The organism is Burkholderia singularis, from assembly GCF_900176645.1.
Taxonomy (GTDB): Bacteria; Pseudomonadota; Gammaproteobacteria; order Burkholderiales; family Burkholderiaceae; genus Burkholderia; species Burkholderia singularis.
This window is the reverse complement of the sequence record NZ_FXAN01000106.1, coordinates 51,430-71,845: the sequence shown is the minus strand read 5'-3', so window position 1 is coordinate 71,845 and position 20,416 is coordinate 51,430. Positions and strand designations below refer to the sequence as shown.

Sequence of the window (20,416 nt, the reverse complement as noted above, 5' to 3'; positions counted from 1 at the left end):
AATCGCCTCAATAAACGGAAGCGGCAAGGCGAATCCGAAGCCGCTCCATTTACCCTGGTATAGGAGAAACTATGCAACACACGATGAAAAAGCTGGCAGGCGCAACGTTCGTTGCGGTCATGTCGCTGGCGGGGACGGCGCACGCGGATGATGTCAAGATCGGTTTCGCAGCGCCGATGACGGGCGCACAGGCGCATTACGGCAAGGACATGCAGAACGGCATCGTGCTCGCGATCGAGGATTTCAATGCGACGAAGCCCATGATCGGCGGCAAGCCGGTGAAATTCGTGCTCGACACGCAGGACGACCAGGCCGACCCGCGCACCGGCACGACGGTCGCGCAGAAGCTCGTCGACGACGGTATCAAGGGCATGCTCGGCCACTTCAATTCGGGCACGACGATCCCGGCTTCACGCATTTACGCGAACGCGGGCATTCCGCAGATCGCAATGGCGACGGCCCCGGAATATACGCAGCAGGGCTACAAGACGACCTTCCGGATGATGACGTCCGACACGCAGCAGGGCTCGGTGGCGGGCACGTTCGCGGCGAAGGATCTGGGCATGAAGAAGATTGCGATCGTCGACGATCGCACCGCGTATGGCCAGGGCCTTGCCGACCAGTTCGAGAAGGCGGCGAAGGCGGCGGGCGCGACGATCGTCGATCGCGAGTTCACGAATGACAAGGCGGTCGACTTCAAGGCGATTTTGACGAAGCTGAAATCGGTAAAGCCGGACCTCGTCTACTACGGCGGCGCGGATTCCCAAGCAGCGCCGATGGCCAAGCAGATGAAGTCGCTTGGCATCACGGCGCCGCTGATGGGCGGCGAGATGGTCCATACGCCGACCTTCCTGAAGATCGCCGGCGACGCCGCCGAGGGGTCGATCGCCTCGCTCGCCGGCCTGCCGCTCGCCGACATGCCCGGCGGCAAGGCGTATGCGGACAAGTACAAGAAGCGTTTCGGCGAAGACGTGCAGACGTACTCGCCGTATGCGTATGACGGCGCGATGGCGCTGTTCACCGCAATGAAGCAGGCGAACTCGACCGATCCGGCGAAGTATCTGCCGCTGCTTGCGAAGACCGATATGGCAGGCGTCACGTCGACGCACATTGCATATGATGCAAAGGGCGACCTGAAGAACGGCGGCATCACGATCTACAAGGTCGAGAAGGGCGAATGGAAGCCGCTTAAGAGCATCGGCGGCAAGTAAAGCGCGCCGCGCAGCCGTCCCCCACCCCGAAGGCCGGATTCGTTCCGGTTTTTCGGGGTTTTTTATTTGAACGAATTAATACTGCCGAATAGTTAGGAATCGAAAGCAATCCGGCAATGGAAAATGCGGCGCGACGTGGCCGTCGGCCGGCTGGAATTTCTGTAATTGGCGAATATGGAGATGGAATTAGCCGAATTTGAAGGGTGATTGCGCGATTTTGAACACATAAGTAGCAATCTTTTACATGTGCTTACCGATTGCGATGTTTATCTCCGGCTCTGCGCCCATAGAATGAGCGCCTATTTTTTAGATAGGAGTTCAAAGATGGAGCATATCGATGCTCTTGCGCAATCGGATGCGCATGTGCCCATGTCTCGCTGGCGAAAATTCATCGGCATGCTGTTTGTCTCGTGCGTGCTGAGCGCGTGCGGGGGCGAAGACGGCGGATCGACGACGAAGTTTGTCGCCCAGCAAACCGCGCAAGGCGGCGCATCGTCCGGGGCGGCGGCGGGCTCCGCAACGTCGTCGGGCTCGACGACGGGTTCCGCGTCCGGATCTACGCCGGATTCTTCGGGTTCGTCGGGTTCATCGACGTCGTCCGGTTCATCGACGACGACGCCGCCCGCGGGCACGGCGGCCGCATCGATCCTCGCGTCGAGCCTGCCCTTTTTCGGCGTGAACGGCCATTACATGCAAGGCGGCATCTACATGTCGATGCCGCTGAACTCGCAAGCCATGCATGTCACCGATCTCGGCATGCGCTTTTTCCGGCAGGACGTGTACATCCCCGAGCATATCGACCTGCTCGTCGACAAGGTCATGCCCGCGCTGGGCACGAATGTGACGGTGCTGCCGATGATCTCGGCGTACCCCTACGACGATCCGTCGCTCAAGGGCGCGCAGCCGACCGAACAGAGCGCCTATGCGTATGCGTACCGTATTGCGGCTTATGCGGCGAAGCGGCTTGACGGCATTCCGGTGGTCGAGTTCGGCAACGAGTTCGATACCGACTGGCACAATGCGCCGGTGAAGGGCGACGGCCTCAATCCGTCCGATTTCGACAACACGACGTTCCCGATCTGGCGCGGCGCGCTGCGCGGCTCGCTCGACGGCTGGCGCTCGGTCGACACGCAACGCAAGACGATTCTGATGGCGAACGCGTCGACGGGCTGGCTGAATTTCGGCTTCCTCGACGCGCTGATGTCGGGCACGCAGCCTGACGGCTCGACTGGCCATCCGAAGATCTCGCCCGATGCCATCCAATGGCACTGGTATTCGAACGGCGGAGACTTCGAACACGCCTATGCGAAGACGGGCGGTATCTACAATGTGCTCGACCGCTTGAAGAAAACGTACAACCTGCCGATCGTGTTCACGGAAGTCGGCGTCGATCCCGATAACACCGACGAGCAGGCCAACGCCTATATCCAAAAGACGATTCCGCAGCTGGTCGCAGCCAGGTCGCAGTACAACCTGCTTGGCTTTGCTTGGTACGAAATGTACGACAATCCGAACAGCCGCGGCCCGTTCGGCCTGATCACGGGGGACGGCACGACCAAGCAGCGCTATTTGATGCTTCGCTCGACGGTTGCAGCAACCAAGCAGGGGCATTGATCGAATCCGAATCGCGAGCGACGCTCGCTCGCGTGCCCGTGGCGCGATGTCACGGATCTTCATCCTCGACGCCATGAGTTTCTCTTTTGTTTCTCTCATGGCATCCATGACAAACCTTCGGTGGCTGATCCACATGGGTCGGCCGGCGCTCGATTTGCATGGCTGCCCGGCGTGCCGGCGGCGAGCGGCGCGTGTGCCGGAGGATGGCGGGTCCGTGCGGCGCGCCGCCGCGTCGAACGTGCTTGAGCGCGGCCATCGGTAGGCTGAAGGCGGACGGCGCCGCCCGCGCGCTTGGCTCGAAAGATTGCCGTGGCATCGACATTTCGGTGTGGCGAGCCCGAGCGTGCCGCCGGCCAACGGCATCGAACGGCAACGCGGGGCGGGCAGTCACATCGACTCGGCGGGCGGCGCCGTTTGGGAAAGGCGTTCGGCCACTTCGCGTAGCCACGCTTCGCTCCAGGTGAGCGCACCGACCTTCAAATGATCGACGACGCTGCGTACCCAGTTGAGTTCGGTTTCCACGGTGAGCTGCATCAATTCGGTTTCCAGCAGGAACAGACGAGGGATCTGCATTGCCAGCGCCGCATTGCGAATGGCTTCGAGACGCTCGATTTCTTGTTCAAGCGCAGCCGTGCGCGCCTCGAGCTGACGGCGCGCATCGTCGACGGACAGCAGCGGCAGGACCGACAGCGCGACCGGAAACGCTGGAAATTCGCGCGCGGGTTGCGCGAGTTGCTCGCGCAGCCACGTGCGGGCGGTGTCGCGGCCTGCGTCGGTAATGGCATAGACGGTTCGCTCCGGAAAGGCTCCGTCGCGTCCGGTTTCGCTGACGACGACGAGCCCGTCGCGTTCGAGCCGATCGAGCGTCTGATACAGGCTGTTGCGCTGTTTGACGTTGATGACCTCGTCCTTGCCGCGCAGCTTGATCAGTTGTTGGACTCGATATGCATGCATCGGCGCTTCGGTGAGCATGGCCAGAACGGCCAGCGCTAGAGGGGAAAAACGAGGCATAGTATGACTGGTTAACTTATATCTAGTTAATTTATAACTAGATATAAGTTAACGCAATCGAATGGCTGTCGAGCTTGATGACGGCACCGGCGCGCCATGGGCCGCCCGGCGTCGCGCCCGGCGCCGTTTTAGCCGACGTGCGTGCGTTTAGCCGGCGCTTCGGGCGTTTCCATTGTCGAGAGGCCATGGACGATCCCGCAATCCTCGACAGTGTGCTCGCCCTGGCATTGTTCGCGCAGCGCGGTGAGCTGGGCTTTCAGATGCTCCAGCTCGGCCAGGCGCGCATTGACGTGGCCAAGATGTTCGTCGATCAGCACGTTGACCGAATGGCAGCCGTGCGCCGGATCGTCGGTGAAACGCAGCAGCGCGCGAATCTCGTCGTGCGTCATGTCGAGCGCGCGGCAATTGCGGATGAAGCGCAGCCGCTCGACGTGGGTGTCGTTGTAACTGCGGTAGTTCGAATCGGTCCGCTGTGCGCCGGGCATCAGCCCCTCTTTTTCGTAGAAACGAATCGTCTCCGGGGTGCAGCGGGCCGCTTTCGCCAGTTCGCCAATCTTCATTCGAATCTCCCGCAAAAGAGGGTTGACCCTGTAGTGACTTCAAGGTGTTAACTGTACACCGTCAGACACACAGGAGGTTGCCATGACCGAGGCCATCCGCGCAGATGACCGGCCCCATTCGCTTAAACCCGTCGATGACGGCGCTCGTGCGGGCGATCCGCCCAATCAGGCGCCGGCGCGTGCCGGCGCGCACGCGCACCCGGCCGGGCACGACGCAGCGCAACGCGAGCGCCCGGCGCCCGGTCACCGGCACGATGCCCACGAACATGGCCAAGACTGCGCGCACGACCACGACGGCCACGATCATGACCACGATCACGGCCAGGATCACGATCACGCATCCTCCGCCGAAGCCTGCTGCACGCCCGCTCCCGTTGCATTCGCGCCGCTGCCCGGCACGCAACCGGCTACCGCTGGCCGGGTGCGCTCGGCATTCCGGATCATGCAGATGGATTGCCCGACCGAAGAGGCGTTGATCCGCAAGAAGCTGGGTGGGATGTCCGACGTCGCGGACCTCGAATTCAATCTGATGCAGCGCTTGCTGACGGTCGAGCACGCGCCGGGCGCGCAAAGCCGGATCGTCGGTGCAATCCGCTCGCTGGGCATGACGCCCGAGCAGGCGGACGACGCAGCGGGCAATGCCGCCGCTGGCGCCGCGCCGGCGGCGCGCCCGGCGCAATCGTCGCGCCCGTGGTGGCCGCTCGCGGTCGCGGGCGTGGCGGCGATCGCATCGGAGGGCGCCACCTGGTTCGGCTTGCCCGTGTGGGTGGGCGCCGCGCTCGCGCTCGCGGCTGTCGCGGTTTGCGGCCTCGGCACCTACCGCAAGGGCTGGATCGCGCTGAAGAACGGCAACCTGAACATCAATGCGCTGATGAGCATCGCGGTGACCGGCGCGATGGTGATCGGCCAGTGGCCTGAGGCGGCGATGGTGATGGTGCTGTTCACGATTGCCGAGCTGATCGAGGCGAAATCGCTCGACCGTGCGCGCAATGCGATCCAGGGCCTGATGCAGCTCGCGCCCGATACCGCGACGGTGAAGCAGCCCGACGGCACGTGGGTGAGCGTCGATGCCGCGCAGGTCGCACTCGGCGCGATCGTGCGCGTGAAGCCGGGCGAACGCATCGGCCTCGACGGCGAGATCGTCGAAGGACGTTCGAGCGTCAATCAGGCGCCGATCACGGGCGAAAGCTTGCCCGTCGAGAAAAGCCCGGGCGATGCGGTGTACGCGGGCACGATCAACGAATCGGGCTCGTTCGAATACCGCGTGACGGCGGTCGCGAGCAACACGACGCTTGCGCGGATCATTCATGCGGTCGAGCAGGCGCAGGGCTCGAAGGCGCCGACGCAGCGTTTCGTGGACAGCTTTGCGCGCGTCTACACGCCGATCGTGTTCGCGATCGCGCTGCTCGTCGCCGTTGCGCCGCCGCTGCTGCTCGACGGCGCATGGCGCGACTGGATCTACCGCGCGCTCGTGCTGCTCGTGATCGCGTGCCCGTGCGCACTCGTGATCTCGACACCCGTGACGATCGTCTCCGGCCTCGCGGCCGCCGCGCGCCGCGGGATTCTCGTAAAAGGCGGCGTGTATCTGGAGCAGGGCCGCCGGCTCGCGTGGATCGCACTCGACAAGACCGGCACGATCACGCGTGGCAAGCCGGTGATGACCGACTTCGAGATGCGCGCGAACGATGTCGACGAGGCGCGCGTGCGCCGGCTCGCGAAAAGTCTTGCCGCGCGCTCCGACCACCCGGTATCGCAAGCGATTGCCGCGCCGGGCGCGGCCGACCGTGACCAGGAGGGCGCGCCGCTGGCCGACGTTGCCGATTTCGAGGCGATCGCTGGGCGCGGCGTGCGCGGGACGATCGACGGCACGCCTTACTGGCTTGGCAATCACCGGCTGGTCGAAGAACTCGAACGCTGCTCGGCCGCGCTCGAAGCGCGCCTCGACGAACTGGAGCGGCAGGGCAAGACAGTCGTGATGCTGATCGACGGCGCGCGCGTGCTCGGTCTGTTCGCGGTGGCGGACACGGTGAAGGACACGAGCCGTGCGGCCATCGGCGAACTGCACGGGCTCGGCATCAAGACCGCGATGCTGACGGGCGACAACCCACATACCGCCGCGGCCATCGCACAGCAGGTCGGCATCGACGACGCGCGCGGCAACCAGTTGCCGCAGGACAAGCTTGCGGCCGTCGACGAATTGGCGGCGAGCGGCCGCGCGGTCGGCATGGTAGGCGACGGAATCAACGATGCGCCGGCGCTCGCGCGGGCCGACATCGGCTTCGCGATGGGCGCGATGGGCACCGGGACGGCGATCGAGACAGCCGACGTCGCGCTGATGGATGACGATCTGCGCAAGATTCCCGAGTTCGTGCGGCTGTCGCGGGCGACGCATCGCGTGCTCGTGCAGAACATCGCGTTCGCGCTCGCCGTGAAGGCCCTGTTCCTCGGCTTGACGATCGCGGGGATGGGAACGATGTGGATGGCGGTGTTCGCCGACGCGGGCGCGAGTCTCGTCGTCGTTGGCAACGGGCTGCGGCTGTTGCGCCGCGCGAATTAATGCAGCTCGGCTGATTAGCAGGAGGCAATATGGACTGGCTTAAACGAATGATGGGCGGGCACCATGGCCGCGCAGCGGGTGGCAGCCATCACGGCGGTGGCCACGGCGGCTACGGCGGCGGTCACGGCGGCGATGGCTGGGGGCGGCGCGGTCACGATCGCGGGCTGGGCGGTTTCCCGTCGCCGTCGGACCCCGCCGCGCCCGCGCTGAGTGCCGCATGTGGGAAATGCGGGGCGATCAACGGCGCGCAGGCGAAGTTTTGCGCGCAGTGCGGCGCATCGCAGGCGCAGCCTGTGTGCGCAGGCTGCCGAGCGCCGCTCGATGCGGCCGCGCGATATTGCCCGCAATGCGGCGCGGCCGTGGCGGGCGCGCGTGGGTAGACCGATTGGTTCGGGGCACCGGGCGGGGAGGTCGAGCGCATGCGCGCCGCAGATACCAGGCCCGCAAACCTGCGCCGGCCCGCCATTCGACCGCAGCGGGCGTGCCGCTGCGGTTTGTTTTGCCGCGATGAGCCGCTGTGGCGTCTCGCCGGAAGATCCGCCGCTTGCCGCCAACTCATCGCAGCGGTACGTGAATCTCCGTCACCAAATCGGCGGGTTGCGTATCGGCGGGCGAATTCAGATAAAGCTCGAACGGCGGCGCGTCGGCGCTTTCACGGCCCGAGTTCGGCAGCCACGTGCCGTACAGCCAATCGTAAGCCTGTTGGAGATCCGCATACGGCCCCCGATGGACGAGCACGGCGTGCTCGCCGCCCGCGACCGTCGCATGCGTGACGGGCGGCGTCACGTTGATCGACGCCGTCGCCGGGCCAAGCGCGAAGCACGCTTGGGCATGCAACTGCTCGGCGGGCGTCGTGTGGGGATCGTCGTGAAAGATGCCGATGCATTGCGTTTCGGGGCCGAATAGCCCGCGCTCGCCGATCCATGCGGAAAGCGTATCGAATGCGCGGTTGATTTCCGGATACGGGCCGACGTGATCGACGGCCAGCACGTCGATTGCACGGGCTTGGCGAATTTCCACTCGATACTCGGTCATCGGTTGATCTCCTGTCGAAGGCGGGACGATGCGACCGGCGCCGATCGGTTCGCCGGTCTGCGAGGCAGGCGTGCCGGCCGCGCCGCCGGTGCGCGGCCGTTCGTCGATAGCCGGTGATCCGGCACCCGCGATACCGCGACATGCGGGCGGCGTCGGCAAGCCGGCTCGCTCGCAAAGGCGTTGTGGATCGGACGGGCGATGTATCGAGCGCACGGATGCGATTGTGCGCTCGATTGAACCGCATTAGGAAACGGGCTGCGCCAGCGGCGCGTCTTTCCGCTGGCGGTGCGCGTATAAGACCGTCAAACCGTAAAGCCGCGAAGCCGTAAAGCCGCGAAGCCGTAAAGCCGTAAAGCCGCGAAGCCGGCAAAGTCGCAAAACGCCGAACGCCTGCCGATGCCGGCACGCTTTCCTTTGCCGCCATCGCACGCCGTTGCGCGGCGCTCTCCTTCATCTTTCATTTGCGTTCGCATCCGGCCCCATTCGAATTTCACAATTTTTTAGGAATAGGGTCGATTCCGCGTCTAAAGTTTAAGATCGGCGCTCGCTACGCGATTGCAGCGGTCATCGTTGGCCGTGTAAGTTCGGCCTCGCGTGCACGCCGCCTATATTCGGAGTCCGCAGGGTTTATCGTTCGTCAGTGTTTCCAACCGCAGCCCACGCTTTCGGGAGAGAACAAATGGAATCGTCCAGCTTCCTGACGTCGCTACAAAACACCTTGGGCGTCTATCTGCCCAAAATCGCCGGCGCGATCGGCATATTGATCGTAGGTTGGGTCATCGCGGTGCTGGTCCGGGCCGGCGCGCGTAAGCTGCTTGCCGCGCTGAAGGTCGATGCGCGGATCTCGGAGAGCACCGGGCAGGGTGCGCAGGTGGAGCGCATCATCGCGGGCGGGCTTTTCTGGCTCGTGCTGCTCATGACCGCGATCGGCATCTTCAATGCGTTGAATCTTTACGCGGTGTCGAACCCGTTTTCGCAACTGGTCGGCAAGATCGTCAACTATTTGCCGAACCTGCTCGGCGGTGCGGCGCTCACGCTGATCGCGTGGCTCATTGCGTCGCTGTTGCGCAGCGTCGCGGACAAGGCGCTGAAGGCGAGCAAGATCGACAGCAAGCTTTCGCAGACAACCGGCACGCAGCCGATGAGCACGTTTCTCGGCGACGTGCTGTTTTGGCTCGTGATCCTGCTGTTCATTCCGGCGATCCTGGCCGCGTTCGATCTGAACGGGCTGCTCGCGCCCGTGCAGAGCATGATCGACAAGATCCTCGCGATCGTGCCGAACGTGTTCGCGGCGGCCGTGATCGGGTTTGTCGGCTGGCTCGTCGCGAAGGTGCTGCGCGGGCTGGTGACGAATCTGCTGGTCGCGGCGGGCGCGGACAAACTCACGCAAAACGTCGGCAGCGCGACGCCCGTGAAGCTGTCGAGTCTGATCGGCACGGTGGTCTATATCTTCGTGTTCGTGCCGACGCTGATCTCCGCGCTCGACGCGCTGAAGATCGAGGCGATCTCGCGCCCGGCGACCGATCTGCTCGGCCAGTTTCTTGGCGCGGTGCCCGACATCGTCGCGGCCGTCGTGATCGTGCTCGTCACGTTTTATGTTGCGCGCTTCGTCGGCGCGCTCGTGCAGAAGCTGCTCGTCGCGGCGGGCGTCGACGGCCTGCCTGCCGTGCTCGGCATCGAGCGCGTGTTCTCCGGCGTTTTGCAGCCGTCGGTGCTCGCCAGCCGGCTCGTGATTTTCTTCGCGATGCTGTTCGCAACCGTCGAGGCCGCAAACCGGCTCGGTTTTACGCAGGTGCGCGACGTCGTCACGCTGTTCATCGAGTTCGGCGGCCACGTGCTGATGGGCGGCGTGATTCTCGTGATCGGCTTCTGGCTCGCGAGCCTCGCGCGCCGCGTAATCGAGCAGGCGGATCACGATCACAGTGTGCTGCTGTCGCGCATCGCGCAGTTCGCCATTCTTGGCCTGGTCTTCGCGATGGGGCTGCGCGCGATGGGTATTGCGAACGAGATCGTGCAGCTCGCGTTCGGGCTCGTGCTCGGCGCGATTGCGGTGGCGGTGGCGCTGTCGTTCGGTCTGGGCGGCCGTGAAGCGGCGGGCAAGCTGCTCGATCGCTGGTTCAATCAGCGCGGCAGGCAGGAGTGATCAGGCAGGAGTGAGGTAATCTGCAGGCGGCGTGCGCAGTGCGCGCCGCGTTCGTCGGCGGTGGCCAACGGGATAGCGTGCCTGGCTGGCGGCGCGCTCACCTTGAGCGTGTTTGCGCGGACAACCCGCGAGCGCCGGGTGCATCAGCGCTCAGCGCGGCGTTCGCGTCATGCCGTTTGCGAATGCATGCGCTGTTCGCTGCGTCCGTTGCTTGTGGCGGCTCGCCCCGAGCACGCTTTTCGAAAGCGGCGAAACCTGCATCGCCGGCCGCGTTGCACGCGTCGACCGTCGCTTGTCGGGGGCGGCCGAGCAGTGCTCTTTTTCCTGCACGCACCCGGACGGAGCCCGATTGACGGGCAACCCGCGGCGCGCGTTTGCAAGCCCGTCGTTCGTGTGAGTGGAACCTACGCCGCGTCCGCATTGCGGATGCGGCTTTGTGCCGTTGCGGCGGCTTGCGTGCGCGGCAGCGGCGGGAAGCCGATGAAGCGCGCGGTGCCCGAGCGCAGCGCGAGCGCGTAGAGCACCATTGGTGCGACTACGCCCGCAAGCGTGCCGAGCGCGAGATGCACGCCGACGTTCGTGATGCCCAGCTTGACGAGCACGATTCGTGCGCCCGCGGTGGCGAGGATGTGCGCGAGATAGATGGGCATCGACGCGAAGCCGATCCGTTCGAGCCACGACGGCCGGCTCTGCCCGCTGTGCGCGCGGCCGCCGCGCAGCGACGCGCGATAGACGAGCATCAGCACGAGCGCGGTGCCCGCGAGCCCGGCGGGCACGGCCCACACGCTGGTCGAATCGCCGAAGCGATGTGCGAACACCACGGCCGCGCAGAACGCCGCCGCCGCCACGCCGATCGCGGGCAGGTTCGACGTGCGCGCGAGCAGCGCGGGCAGTTTGTCGCCGATCAGCATGCCGAATATGAAGAACGGCAGGTACGTGAGCGTTTTCGCCACGATGTCCGGCTGGGCGAACGGGGCGAGCGCGAGCGAGCCGATCGCGAGCGCGACGAGCAGCGCGCGCACGCCGCCGGATACCGAGCCGCCGCGCGCGCCCAAGCCCGGCACGGCGGCCGCAATCGCCCAGGCAACCAGCATGCAGATGAACAGCGCGTACAGGAACCAGAACTGGCCGAACGGCCGCCAGCCGATGGCGAGCAGATCATGCAGCGTGAACGGGTGGTTCATCCCGTGCGACGACAGCGCGATTTGCACGCCGCCTTGCAGCACCGACCAGACGAGGTACGGATAAACGATCGTGCGCAGCTTCGACGAAAGAAATTCGCCGCCGCTCGCGCGTTGCAGCGATTTCGGCACATGCAGCCCCGACAGCAGGAAGAACAGCGGCATGTGAAACGTGTAGATCGTGTAGTCGGTTGCCGCGAGGAAGTCGCTCAGCCCGGCGGGGACCAGCCCGGCCGAGACGAGGCCGCGCAGCACATGCCCGTAGACGACGAGGATGATGCCCGCGCCCCGAGCGGTATCGAGATAAGAGGCCCGCATGGTCTGAATGGAATAATCGGTGATCGTTGGACGTGATCAGGCCCCAGTGCCGCGGTCGAATCGGACGGGCGCGGCCGATGGGGCTCGACGTTGGCCCACACTGTATGCGCTGGGCCGGCCACGGTCTGTATGGCGGGAGACACAAGCCGGCTGTCGCGGCGCGCGCGGCCGGGCTTGGTGCATGTTTCGTAGGGAAAACGAAAGAATGGACGTTTGCCGATTTTCGATAACACGTCGATTAATGACTCACTAGCATCGATTCTCAGTCGCGGAACGGCCCGTCACGGCAGCCGTTCCGCCGCCTTCGAGGAGAGAGTCATGCAGACGGAATCGAATGGCCGTCCCGGCGCGGACGGCAGCGCGGCCCAACCGGCGCTCAAGCAAACGCTCGGCACCTGGCAGCTGTGGGGCATTGCGGTCGGACTCGTGATCTCCGGCGAATACTTCGGCTGGAGCTACGGCTGGGCGAGCGCGGGCACGCTCGGCTTCGTCGTCACCGCGCTGTTCGTTGCGGCGATGTACACCACGTTCATCTTCAGCTTCACCGAGCTGACGACGTCGATTCCGCACGCGGGCGGCCCGTTCGCCTATGCGCGCCGCGCGTTCGGCCCGGCGGGCGGCTATCTCGCGGGCGCCGCGACGCTCGTCGAGTTCGTGTTCGCGCCGCCCGCGATCGCGCTTGCGATCGGCGCGTATCTGCACGTGCAGTTTCCGGGGCTCGAACCCAAGCATGCGGCGATGGGCGCGTATCTCGTGTTCATGGCGCTCAATATCGTCGGCGTGCAGATCGCGGCGACGTTCGAGCTCATCGTCACGCTGCTCGCGATCTTCGAATTGCTGGTGTTCATGGGCGTCGTGTCGCCGGGCTTCGCGTGGAGCCACTTCACGAAGGGCGGCTGGGCGGGCGCCGATCACTTCAGCATGGGTGCGTTCCACGGCATGTTCGCGGCGATTCCGTTCGCCATCTGGTTCTTTCTCGCGATCGAAGGCGTCGCGATGGCGGCCGAGGAAGCGAAGAATCCGAAGCGCTCGATTCCGATCGCATATGTCGCGGGAATTCTCACGCTCGTCGCGCTGGCGATCGGCGTGATGGTGTTCGCAGGCGGCGCGGGCGACTGGACGAAGCTCGCGAACATCAACGATCCGCTGCCGCAGGCGATGAAGTACATCGTCGGCGCGAACAGCGGCTGGATGCACATGCTCGTATGGCTCGGCCTGTTCGGCCTGGTCGCGTCGTTCCACGGGATCATCCTCGGCTATTCGCGCCAGATCTTCGCGCTGGCCCGCGAAGGCTACCTGCCCGAATGGCTCGCGAAAGTGCATCCGCGCTTCAAGACGCCTTATCGCGCGATTGTCGCGGGCGGCGTGATCGGCATTGCCGCGATCTATAGCGACGAGCTGATTCAGTTCGCCGGCCAGACGCTGACCGCGAACATCGTGACGATGTCGGTATTCGGCGCTATCGTGATGTATATCGTCAGCATGGCCGCGCTGTTCAAGCTGCGCCGCACGCAGCCGCGGATGGCGCGGCCGTTCCGCGCGCCGCTGTATCCGCTGTTTCCGGCATTCGCGCTCGTGGCCGCGGTGGTGTGCCTCGCGACGATGGTGTATTTCAACGCGCTCGTTGCGCTGATCTTTGTCGCGTTCCTCGTGCTTGGCTACGGCTATTTTCTGGCCACCGGCTCGCAGCGCGCGGCCGCACCCATCGACGCATTGTTGGAGGAGTGAATGGGCCGCAGACGGGGCGCGCGACCGGGACACGCGTGGCGCGCAGCGCGTTCGGCGGCAGCGCGCCGGTATGCGCGGCGCGCTTGGGGCATACGCGGCTCGACGGCGGATGGCCGGGCGTGCATGGCCGACGCAACGCGCGCGGAGCCGGGCATTCGTTGAATGGCGATGCCGATGGACGCGCGGCGCACGGCAGGCGCGGCAAGCACGACATAAGGAGGATTCACGCAAATGCGATATACGGAGACGATCGGTTTGCGCACCTACCGCTTCGCGGACCTGAAGACGCTGCTCGCGAAAGCGAGCCCGCTGCGCTCCGGCGACGAGTTGGCGGGCGTCGCGGCCGCGACCGAGGAGGAGCGCGTCGCCGCGAAGATGGCGCTCGCGAACGTGCCGCTCACGGCGTTTATCAACGAGGCGCTGATTCCTTACGAGAACGACGAGGTCACGCGCCTCATCGTCGATACGCATTCGCGCGACGCGTTCGCCGAGATTTCGCATCTGACGGTCGGCGATTTCCGTAACTGGCTGCTGTCGAGCGCGGCCGACGCCACCGCGCTCGAGCGCATCGCGCCGGGACTGACGCCTGAGATGGTCGCGGCGGTGTCGAAGCTGATGCGCAACCAGGATCTGATCGCCGCGGCGAGAAAGCGCCGCGTGGTCACGCGCTTTCGCAACACCGTCGGACTGCCGGGGCGCATGTCGGTGCGGCTGCAGCCGAATCATCCGACCGACGACGTGAAGGGCATTGCCGCGTCGATGCTCGACGGGCTGATGTACGGCTGCGGCGACGCGATGATCGGCATCAATCCGGCCACCGACAGCCTCGCCGCGATCACGAAGCTGCTCGCGATGATCGACGCGTTTCGCGAACGCTACCGCGTGCCGACGCAATCGTGCGTGCTGACGCACGTGACGAACACGATCGCCGCGATCGACAAAGGCGCGCCGGTCGATCTCGTGTTTCAGTCGATCGCGGGCACCGAGCAGGCGAACGCGAGCTTCGGCATCTCGATCGCGCTGCTCGCCGAGGCGCGCGACGCGGCGCGTGCGCTCAAGCGCGGCACGCTCGGCGACAATCTGATGTACTTCGAGACGGGCCAGGGCAGCGCGCTATCGGCGAACGCGCATCACGGCGTCGACCAGCAGACCTGCGAGGTGCGCGCATACGGGCTCGCGCGCGCGTTCGAGCCGTTTCTCGTCAACACGGTGGTCGGCTTCATCGGCCCGGAGTATTTGTACGACGGCAAGCAGATCATCCGCGCGGGGCTCGAGGACCACTTCTGCGGCAAGCTGCTCGGCGTGCCGATGGGCTGCGACATCTGCTACACGAATCACGCGCAGGCCGATCAGGACGACATGGACAATCTGCTGACGCTACTCGGCGCGGCGGGCATCAATTTCATCATGGGGATTCCGGGCGCGGACGACGTGATGCTCAACTATCAGAGCACGTCGTTTCACGATCAGCTGTACGTGCGCGAGGTGCTGGGCCTGCGCCGCGCGCCCGAGTTCGAGGAATGGCTGGAGACGATGGAGATCGTCGATGCGCGCGGCGCGTTGCGCGCTGCGTCGCCGCGCGCGCCGCTGCTGGCCGGCGTGAACGACTGGATGGGGATTGGCGCATGAGCGACGCGGTCGAAAGGAATCCGTGGAGTGAACTGCGCGCGTTCACGAACGCGCGGATTGCGCTCGGCCGCGCGGGCAACAGCTTGCCGACCGCGCCTTTGCTCGCGTTCAACCTGTCGCACGCGCAGGCGCGCGACGCGGTGCATCAGCCGCTCGATGCCGATGCGCTGCGCCGCGAGTTGGACGCAGCCGGTTTCGCGACGCTCGCGGCCGACAGCGCGGCGCCGGATCGCCAGCATTACCTGCGCCGGCCGGACCTCGGCCGCAGGCTGTCCGACGCGAGCCGCGCGGCGCTCGCGCAGGCGGCGGCCGCAAGCGGCGGCGCGGCGCGCCCCGATGTCGTGTTCGTGATCGGCGACGGCCTGTCGGCGTTCGCCGCGGCCAAGCAGGCGCTGCCGCTGTTGAACGCGGTGCGGCCGAAGCTCGACGGCTGGCGGATCGGGCCGGTGGTGGTTGCGCGGCAGGCGCGCGTCGCGCTCGGCGACGAGATCGGCGAACTGCTCGGCGCGCGGCTCGTCGCGATGCTGATCGGCGAGCGGCCGGGGCTGAGTTCGCCGGACAGTCTCGGGGTTTATTTGACGCATGCGCCGAAGGTCGGCTGTCATGACGCGCAGCGCAACTGCATCTCGAACGTGCGGCCCGAAGGGCTGCCGTATGAGGCGGCCGCGCACAAGCTGCACTATCTGCTGACGCACGCGCGGCGGCTCGGGCTGACGGGCGTCGGGCTCAAGGACGACAGCGACGCGTTGCCGCCCGCGGCTCGCGCCGGGCAGTTGACGGTGGAATGATCCTCCGGCGCGGCGCGGCGGACCACCGGATGCGACGCCAGTCGAGTCAATCGAATTTGGCGAACCTCAATCGCCGCGAAACAACCGCTCGCAGATGAAATCGACGAATACCCGCACTTTCGACGACAACTGCCGGCTCGACGGCCACAAAACCGAAAACTGTCCCGGATCGATCGAATACTGGTCGAGCACGGTGGCGAGCTTGCGCTGCTCGAGCGCGTCGTGGGCGAGGAAATCCGGCATGTAGCCGATGCCGAATCCCGCGATCACGGCGGCGCGCAGGGCCTCCATGTTGTTGCATGTCATCGCGGTGCGCAGGTTCGGCGGCTCGCTGCCATCTGGCAGCAGCGCCCAAGGCTGAAGCTTGCCGGTGGTCGGGAAGCGGTAGCGCACGCAGCCGTGCGCGTCCAGATCGTGCAGCGTGCGCGGCGTGCCGGCCTGATCGAGGTACGCGGGCGACGCGCACAGCACGAAGCGGAACGGCCCGAGACGGCGCGACATCAGGCTCGAATCCGTCAGCGTGCCGCTGCGGATCACCGCATCGAAACCGCCGTCGACGACGTCGACGAGACGATCGTTGAAATCGAGATCCAGTTCCACCTCCGGATAGCGGCGCTTGAATTCGGGCAGCACCGGCAGCAGGAACCGGTAGCCGATCACGGGCAGGCTCACGCGCAGCCGGCCGCGCGGCGTCTGCGCACTCTGCGAGACGGCGGCTTGGGCGTCGCGCAGTTCTTCGAGGATACGGTGACAGCGTTCGTGGAAATGCCGCCCTTCGTCGGTCAGCGTGACCTTGCGCGTGGTTCGGTGAAAGAGCCGCACGCCGAGCGTGCGCTCCAGCTTCGCGATCGTCTTGCCGACCGCCGATGCCGAAACGCCGAGCTTGCGGCCCGCCGCGACGAAGCTCAGCGTTTCCGCCGTGCGCACGAACGCGACGATGCCGTTCAAATTGTCCATGCCGCTTCGATCCTTTCAAGTGATGCCAATTGCAGAATTAAATTCCGTAATATCAGGAATTTGATGTCGTTTTTCATCAATTGAATCTGAATTATCGTTCATCGCTCGGCTGGGTAGCGTGTGGCGCGTGCTTGTGCGTCACGGAGACCGGCGTTTTTTTGAAGGATTCGACGAACGATGGATACGGACTCACCTTTTTCTTCCGCGCGGCTCGCGATACTCGCGGCCGTCTGCCTGGCCGCGCTCGCGTTGCCGCTCAGTTTTTCGGGCGGCGCGGTCGCCACGCCCGCGATCGGCCGCGATCTGGATGGCGGCCCGGCTGCGATGAGCTGGATCACGAACGCGTTCATGCTGACCTTCGGCAGCCTGTTGATGGCGGCGGGCGCGCTGGCCGACCAGTTCGGCCGCAAGCGCGTGTTTGCGGCGGGCGTCGGCGGTTTTACCGCGTGCGCGCTCGCGCTGGGCTTTGCGCCGTCGATCGTCGCCGTCGATCTGCTGCGCGCCGCGCAAGGCGTGGCGGCGGCGGCGGCGCTCGCGGGTGGCACGGCCGCGCTCGCGCAGGAATTCGACGGCGCCGCGCGCACCCGTGCGTTCAGTTTGCTCGGCACGACATTCGGCGTCGGGCTCGCGTTCGGCCCGGTGCTCGCCGGCATGCTGATCGAGCGCTTTGGCTGGCGCGCGATCTTCGCGACGGGCGCGGTGCTCGGCGTGCTGTCGCTCGCCTTCGGTGTGCCGCGGATGCGCGAGTCGCGCGATCCCAACGCGCAGCGCCTCGATTGGGCGGGCACGGCGGCATTCACGGCGATGCTGTCGTGCTTCACATTCGGCGTGATCCAATCGCAGGCGAGCGGCTGGTCGAATCCGGTTGTCGCGGGGCTGCTCGCGGGCGCGGCCGGCCTGGCGATCGTTTTTGTCGTGATCGAAACGCGCGTTGCCCGCCCGATGCTCGATCTCACGCTGTTTCGCTATCCGAGCTTCGTCGGCGTGCAGGTGCTGCCGATCGCCACCTGCTATTGCTACATCGTATTGCTCGTCGTGCTGCCGCTGCGTTTCATCGGCGTGGACGGCCTGAGCGAACTCGATACCGGCTGGCTGATGCTCGCGATCTCCGCGCCGATGCTCGTCGTGCCGACGCTCGCCGCGACGCTCACGCGCTGGATGTCGGCAGGCGTGATCTCGGGGATCGGGCTGTTGATCGCGGCAGCCGGGCTGCATTGGCTGAACCGCGCGCTTGAAAGCGCGGCGCCCGGCGGCGCGGCCGCCCCGCTTGGGCTGATCGCGCCGATGCTGACGATCGGCGTCGGCGCGGGGATGCCGTGGGGGCTGATGGACGGCTTGTCGGTGAGCGTGGTGCCGAAGGCGCGCGCGGGCATGGCGACGGGGATTTTCAGCACCATGCGGGTGGCGGGCGAAGGGATCGCGCTTGCGCTCGTCAACGCGCTGCTGGCGGCGCTCGTTCAGGCCCGGTTGCATGCGGGTGCGGCGTCGTCCGCCGCACCCGACGTCGTGCACGAGGCGGCCGCGCGGCTTGCGGCGGGCGATGTGGCGCACGCCGCGGCGCTCGTGCCGGGCGTCGCGCATACGGCGCTGCGGCAAGACTACGCGGCCGCGTTCGGCAGCGTGCTTGACGGGCTGACGGTGGTGACGGCGCTGTGCGCGCTGGCGTCATTTGCATTTTTGAGCCGCACGCACGCGCACGGCGAAGCGCCGGACCAGACGCCGATCGACGCGCCGGCGCAGCGCATGCAACGGCCCGCGTTCGATCGCGAGTGCGGCTGAGCGATCGGCGTGCCGCGCCCGGCGGCACGCACCGCTCGCCGCCCGGCAGCCCGGCCGCCAGCCGCCGCCGCGTTGTAAGCAGTCCCGCGTGCGGCGGCCTTGCCGTGCCGCGTCAGAAGAATCCGAGCGGCTTGTCGCTATAGCTGACGAGCAAATTCTTCGTCTGCTGATAATGATCGAGCATCATCTTGTGCGTTTCGCGGCCGATCCCCGATTGCTTGTAGCCGCCGAACGCCGCGTGCGCCGGATACGCGTGATAGCAGTTCGTCCACACGCGGCCAGCCTCGATGCCGCGGCCGATCCGGTATGCGCGGTTGCCGTCGCGCGTCCATACGCCGGCGCCCAGGCCATACAGCGTGTCGTTCGCGATCTCGAGCGCTTCTTCCTCGTTCTTGAACGTCGTGACCGCGAGCACCGGCCCGAAGATCTCCTCCTGGAAGATGCGCATCTTGTTGTGGCCGCGGAACACGGTCGGTTTCACGTAATAGCCTTGCGCGAGTTCGCCCGCGAGCACGTTGCGCTCGCCGCCGGTCAGGCATTGCGCGCCTTCGCTGCGGCCGATATCGATGTACGACAGGATCTTGTCGAGCTGCTCGGCCGACGCCTGCGCGCCGATCATCGTCCGCGAGTCGAGCGGATGGCCCTGACGGATCGATTCGACGCGCTTCAACGCGCGCTCCATGAAGCGCTCGTAAATGCTTTCCTCGACAAGCGCGCGCGACGGGCACGTGCACACTTCGCCCTGGTTCAGCGCGAACATCGCGAAGCCTTCCAGCGCCTTGTCGAAGTAACTGTCGTCGCGGTCCATCACGTCGGCGAAGAACAGGTTCGGGCTCTTGCCGCCCAGCTCGAGCGTGACGGGAATCAGGTTTTCGCTCGCATATTGCATGATGAGCCGGCCCGTCGACGTTTCGCCCGTGAACGCGATCTTCGCGATCCGCTTGCTCGATGCGAGCGGCTTGCCCGCCTCCAGGCCGAAGCCGTTGACGATGTTCAGCACGCCCGGCGGCAGCAGATCGCGGATCAGCTCGGCGAACACCAGGATCGACGCAGGCGTCTGCTCGGCGGGCTTCAGCACGACGCAATTGCCGGCCGCGAGCGCGGGCGCGAGCTTCCACGCGGCCATCAGCAGCGGAAAGTTCCACGGGATGATCTGGCCGACCACGCCGAGCGGCTCATGGAAGTGGTACGCGACCATGTCGCCGCCGATGTCGGCGATCGAGCCTTCCTGCGCGCGGATGCAGCTCGCGAAGTAACGGAAATGGTCGATCGCAAGCGGCACGTCGGCCGCGGTCGTTTCGCGCAGCGGCTTGCCGTTGTCGATGGTCTCGGCCACCGCGAGGCGCATGAGGTTCGCCTCCATCCGGTCGGCGATCTTCAGCAGCAGGTTCGCGCGATCGGCGGGCGACGTCGCGGCCCAGCCGGCCTTCGCCGCATGCGCGGCATCGAGCGCCAGTTCGATGTCGGCTTCGCGCGAGCGAGGGATCGCGGTGAACGGCTGGCCGGTGACGGGCGACACGTTGTCGAAATATTCGCCGCCGACCGGGGCGACCCATTCGCCGCCGATGAAATTTCCATATTGCTTGCGGTACGGAAATTCGATCGTCAGATGTTGCATGTCCGCGTGATTCATCGTTGCTCCTCGCATGTCGGTATCGGTGAGGCGCCGCGCGATGCGGCGCTCGCGTTGCGATACGCCAAAATCGTGCCAGCGTGCGCGGCGGCGGTGCAGCCCGGCCGCGCGGCGTGTGCGGCGGCGCGAAGCGGGCGTGCCGGGGGGCGGCGGTGCTGGGCTCAATTGCGCCGTTGTGGAACAGCCGCCCCGCGCGAATTGTTCAGCGGCGGCACAGCGTGGCGCGCAACCGGGCCACGCGGCGGCGCCGCTGCCGTGCCGCGCTTCGGCAC

At 66.0% G+C, this 20,416-nt stretch carries 15 protein-coding genes; 9 read left to right on the top strand and 6 right to left on the bottom strand.

The features are described from left to right. Positions 1-71: 71 nt before the first annotated feature. Complete coding sequence (locus BSIN_RS21865; RefSeq protein WP_089341974.1) at positions 72-1,211, top strand: branched-chain amino acid ABC transporter substrate-binding protein; 1,140 nt, start codon at positions 72-74, stop codon at positions 1,209-1,211. Between the two features lie 324 nt (positions 1,212-1,535). Next, on the top strand, positions 1,536-2,825 hold the full coding sequence (locus BSIN_RS21860) for a glycoside hydrolase family protein (RefSeq protein ID WP_256583931.1): 1,290 nt from the start codon (positions 1,536-1,538) through the stop codon (positions 2,823-2,825). Between the two features lie 387 nt (positions 2,826-3,212). On the opposite strand, the gene BSIN_RS21850 is transcribed toward BSIN_RS21860, so the two are convergent. Together BSIN_RS21850 and cadR are read right to left on the bottom strand one after the other, a co-directional pair. Beyond that, positions 3,213-3,836, bottom strand: coding sequence for a PadR family transcriptional regulator (locus tag BSIN_RS21850; RefSeq protein ID WP_089341972.1), 624 nt, complete (start codon positions 3,834-3,836; stop codon positions 3,213-3,215). 128 nt (positions 3,837-3,964) lie between these two features. Next, on the bottom strand, positions 3,965-4,396 hold the full coding sequence (gene cadR, locus BSIN_RS21845) for a Cd(II)/Pb(II)-responsive transcriptional regulator (RefSeq protein WP_059516976.1): 432 nt from the start codon (positions 4,394-4,396) through the stop codon (positions 3,965-3,967). Positions 4,397-4,478: 82 nt separating this feature from the next. Between cadR and BSIN_RS21835 the strand changes: the two genes are divergently transcribed. Together BSIN_RS21835 and BSIN_RS21830 are read left to right on the top strand one after the other, a co-directional pair. Next, positions 4,479-6,953, top strand: a complete 2,475-nt coding sequence (locus BSIN_RS21835) for a heavy metal translocating P-type ATPase (RefSeq protein ID WP_143757517.1) — start codon at positions 4,479-4,481, stop codon at positions 6,951-6,953. 29 nt (positions 6,954-6,982) lie between these two features. After that, complete coding sequence (locus tag BSIN_RS21830; RefSeq protein ID WP_089341969.1) at positions 6,983-7,333, top strand: zinc ribbon domain-containing protein; 351 nt, start codon at positions 6,983-6,985, stop codon at positions 7,331-7,333. 175 nt (positions 7,334-7,508) lie between these two features. On the opposite strand, the gene BSIN_RS21825 is transcribed toward BSIN_RS21830, so the two are convergent. Beyond that, on the bottom strand, positions 7,509-7,988 hold the full coding sequence (locus BSIN_RS21825; RefSeq protein ID WP_089342016.1) for an AraC family transcriptional regulator: 480 nt from the start codon (positions 7,986-7,988) through the stop codon (positions 7,509-7,511). Between the two features lie 679 nt (positions 7,989-8,667). Here BSIN_RS21825 and BSIN_RS21815 point away from each other — a divergent pair. After that, on the top strand, positions 8,668-10,131 hold the full coding sequence (locus tag BSIN_RS21815) for a mechanosensitive ion channel (RefSeq protein WP_089341967.1): 1,464 nt from the start codon (positions 8,668-8,670) through the stop codon (positions 10,129-10,131). Positions 10,132-10,535: 404 nt separating this feature from the next. Here BSIN_RS21815 and BSIN_RS21805 read toward each other — a convergent pair whose 3' ends face one another. Then, the gene (locus tag BSIN_RS21805; RefSeq protein WP_089341965.1) at positions 10,536-11,630 is read right to left on the bottom strand and encodes an acyltransferase family protein; all 1,095 of its coding nucleotides are present in this window, start codon (positions 11,628-11,630) and stop codon (positions 10,536-10,538) included. Positions 11,631-11,948: 318 nt separating this feature from the next. Between BSIN_RS21805 and eat the strand changes: the two genes are divergently transcribed. The 3 genes from eat to eutC all read left to right on the top strand — a co-directional run bounded on the left by eat (position 11,949) and on the right by eutC (position 15,775). Continuing rightward, the gene (eat, locus tag BSIN_RS21800; protein ID WP_059516962.1) at positions 11,949-13,358 is read left to right on the top strand and encodes an ethanolamine permease; all 1,410 of its coding nucleotides are present in this window, start codon (positions 11,949-11,951) and stop codon (positions 13,356-13,358) included. Between the two features lie 231 nt (positions 13,359-13,589). Continuing rightward, positions 13,590-14,987, top strand: coding sequence for an ethanolamine ammonia-lyase subunit EutB (locus BSIN_RS21795; protein ID WP_089341964.1), 1,398 nt, complete (start codon positions 13,590-13,592; stop codon positions 14,985-14,987). Beyond that, entirely contained in the window at positions 14,984-15,775 is a 792-nt protein-coding gene (eutC, locus tag BSIN_RS21790; RefSeq protein ID WP_089341963.1) for an ethanolamine ammonia-lyase subunit EutC, read from the top strand. The genes BSIN_RS21795 and eutC overlap by 4 nt, the downstream gene beginning before the upstream one ends. A gap of 66 nt (positions 15,776-15,841) precedes the next feature. On the opposite strand, the gene BSIN_RS21785 is transcribed toward eutC, so the two are convergent. Next, a complete protein-coding gene (locus BSIN_RS21785; protein ID WP_089341962.1) occupies positions 15,842-16,732 on the bottom strand; it encodes a LysR family transcriptional regulator in 891 nt (296 codons plus the stop codon). Between the two features lie 177 nt (positions 16,733-16,909). On the opposite strand from BSIN_RS21785, the gene BSIN_RS21780 reads away from it, so the two are divergent. Next, positions 16,910-18,511: an MFS transporter gene (locus BSIN_RS21780; RefSeq protein WP_089341961.1), complete on the top strand. Its 1,602-nt coding sequence runs from the start codon at positions 16,910-16,912 to the stop codon at positions 18,509-18,511. A gap of 112 nt (positions 18,512-18,623) precedes the next feature. Here BSIN_RS21780 and adh read toward each other — a convergent pair whose 3' ends face one another. Next, a complete protein-coding gene (gene adh, locus BSIN_RS21775) occupies positions 18,624-20,144 on the bottom strand; it encodes an aldehyde dehydrogenase (RefSeq protein WP_089342015.1) in 1,521 nt (506 codons plus the stop codon). Positions 20,145-20,416: the final 272 nt, after the last annotated feature.

Coding starts and splice junctions, on each gene's coding strand:
- BSIN_RS21865 (WP_089341974.1), top strand. CDS start 72: ATGCAACACACGATGAAAAAGCTGGCAGGCGCAACGTTCGTTGCGGTC.
- BSIN_RS21860 (WP_256583931.1), top strand. CDS start 1,536: ATGGAGCATATCGATGCTCTTGCGCAATCGGATGCGCATGTGCCCATG.
- BSIN_RS21850 (WP_089341972.1), bottom strand. CDS start 3,836: ATGCCTCGTTTTTCCCCTCTAGCGCTGGCCGTTCTGGCCATGCTCACC.
- cadR (WP_059516976.1), bottom strand. CDS start 4,396: ATGAAGATTGGCGAACTGGCGAAAGCGGCCCGCTGCACCCCGGAGACG.
- BSIN_RS21835 (WP_143757517.1), top strand. CDS start 4,479: ATGACCGAGGCCATCCGCGCAGATGACCGGCCCCATTCGCTTAAACCC.
- BSIN_RS21830 (WP_089341969.1), top strand. CDS start 6,983: ATGGACTGGCTTAAACGAATGATGGGCGGGCACCATGGCCGCGCAGCG.
- BSIN_RS21825 (WP_089342016.1), bottom strand. CDS start 7,988: ATGACCGAGTATCGAGTGGAAATTCGCCAAGCCCGTGCAATCGACGTG.
- BSIN_RS21815 (WP_089341967.1), top strand. CDS start 8,668: ATGGAATCGTCCAGCTTCCTGACGTCGCTACAAAACACCTTGGGCGTC.
- BSIN_RS21805 (WP_089341965.1), bottom strand. CDS start 11,630: ATGCGGGCCTCTTATCTCGATACCGCTCGGGGCGCGGGCATCATCCTC.
- eat (WP_059516962.1), top strand. CDS start 11,949: ATGCAGACGGAATCGAATGGCCGTCCCGGCGCGGACGGCAGCGCGGCC.
- BSIN_RS21795 (WP_089341964.1), top strand. CDS start 13,590: ATGCGATATACGGAGACGATCGGTTTGCGCACCTACCGCTTCGCGGAC.
- eutC (WP_089341963.1), top strand. CDS start 14,984: ATGAGCGACGCGGTCGAAAGGAATCCGTGGAGTGAACTGCGCGCGTTC.
- BSIN_RS21785 (WP_089341962.1), bottom strand. CDS start 16,732: ATGGACAATTTGAACGGCATCGTCGCGTTCGTGCGCACGGCGGAAACG.
- BSIN_RS21780 (WP_089341961.1), top strand. CDS start 16,910: ATGGATACGGACTCACCTTTTTCTTCCGCGCGGCTCGCGATACTCGCG.
- adh (WP_089342015.1), bottom strand. CDS start 20,144: ATGAATCACGCGGACATGCAACATCTGACGATCGAATTTCCGTACCGC.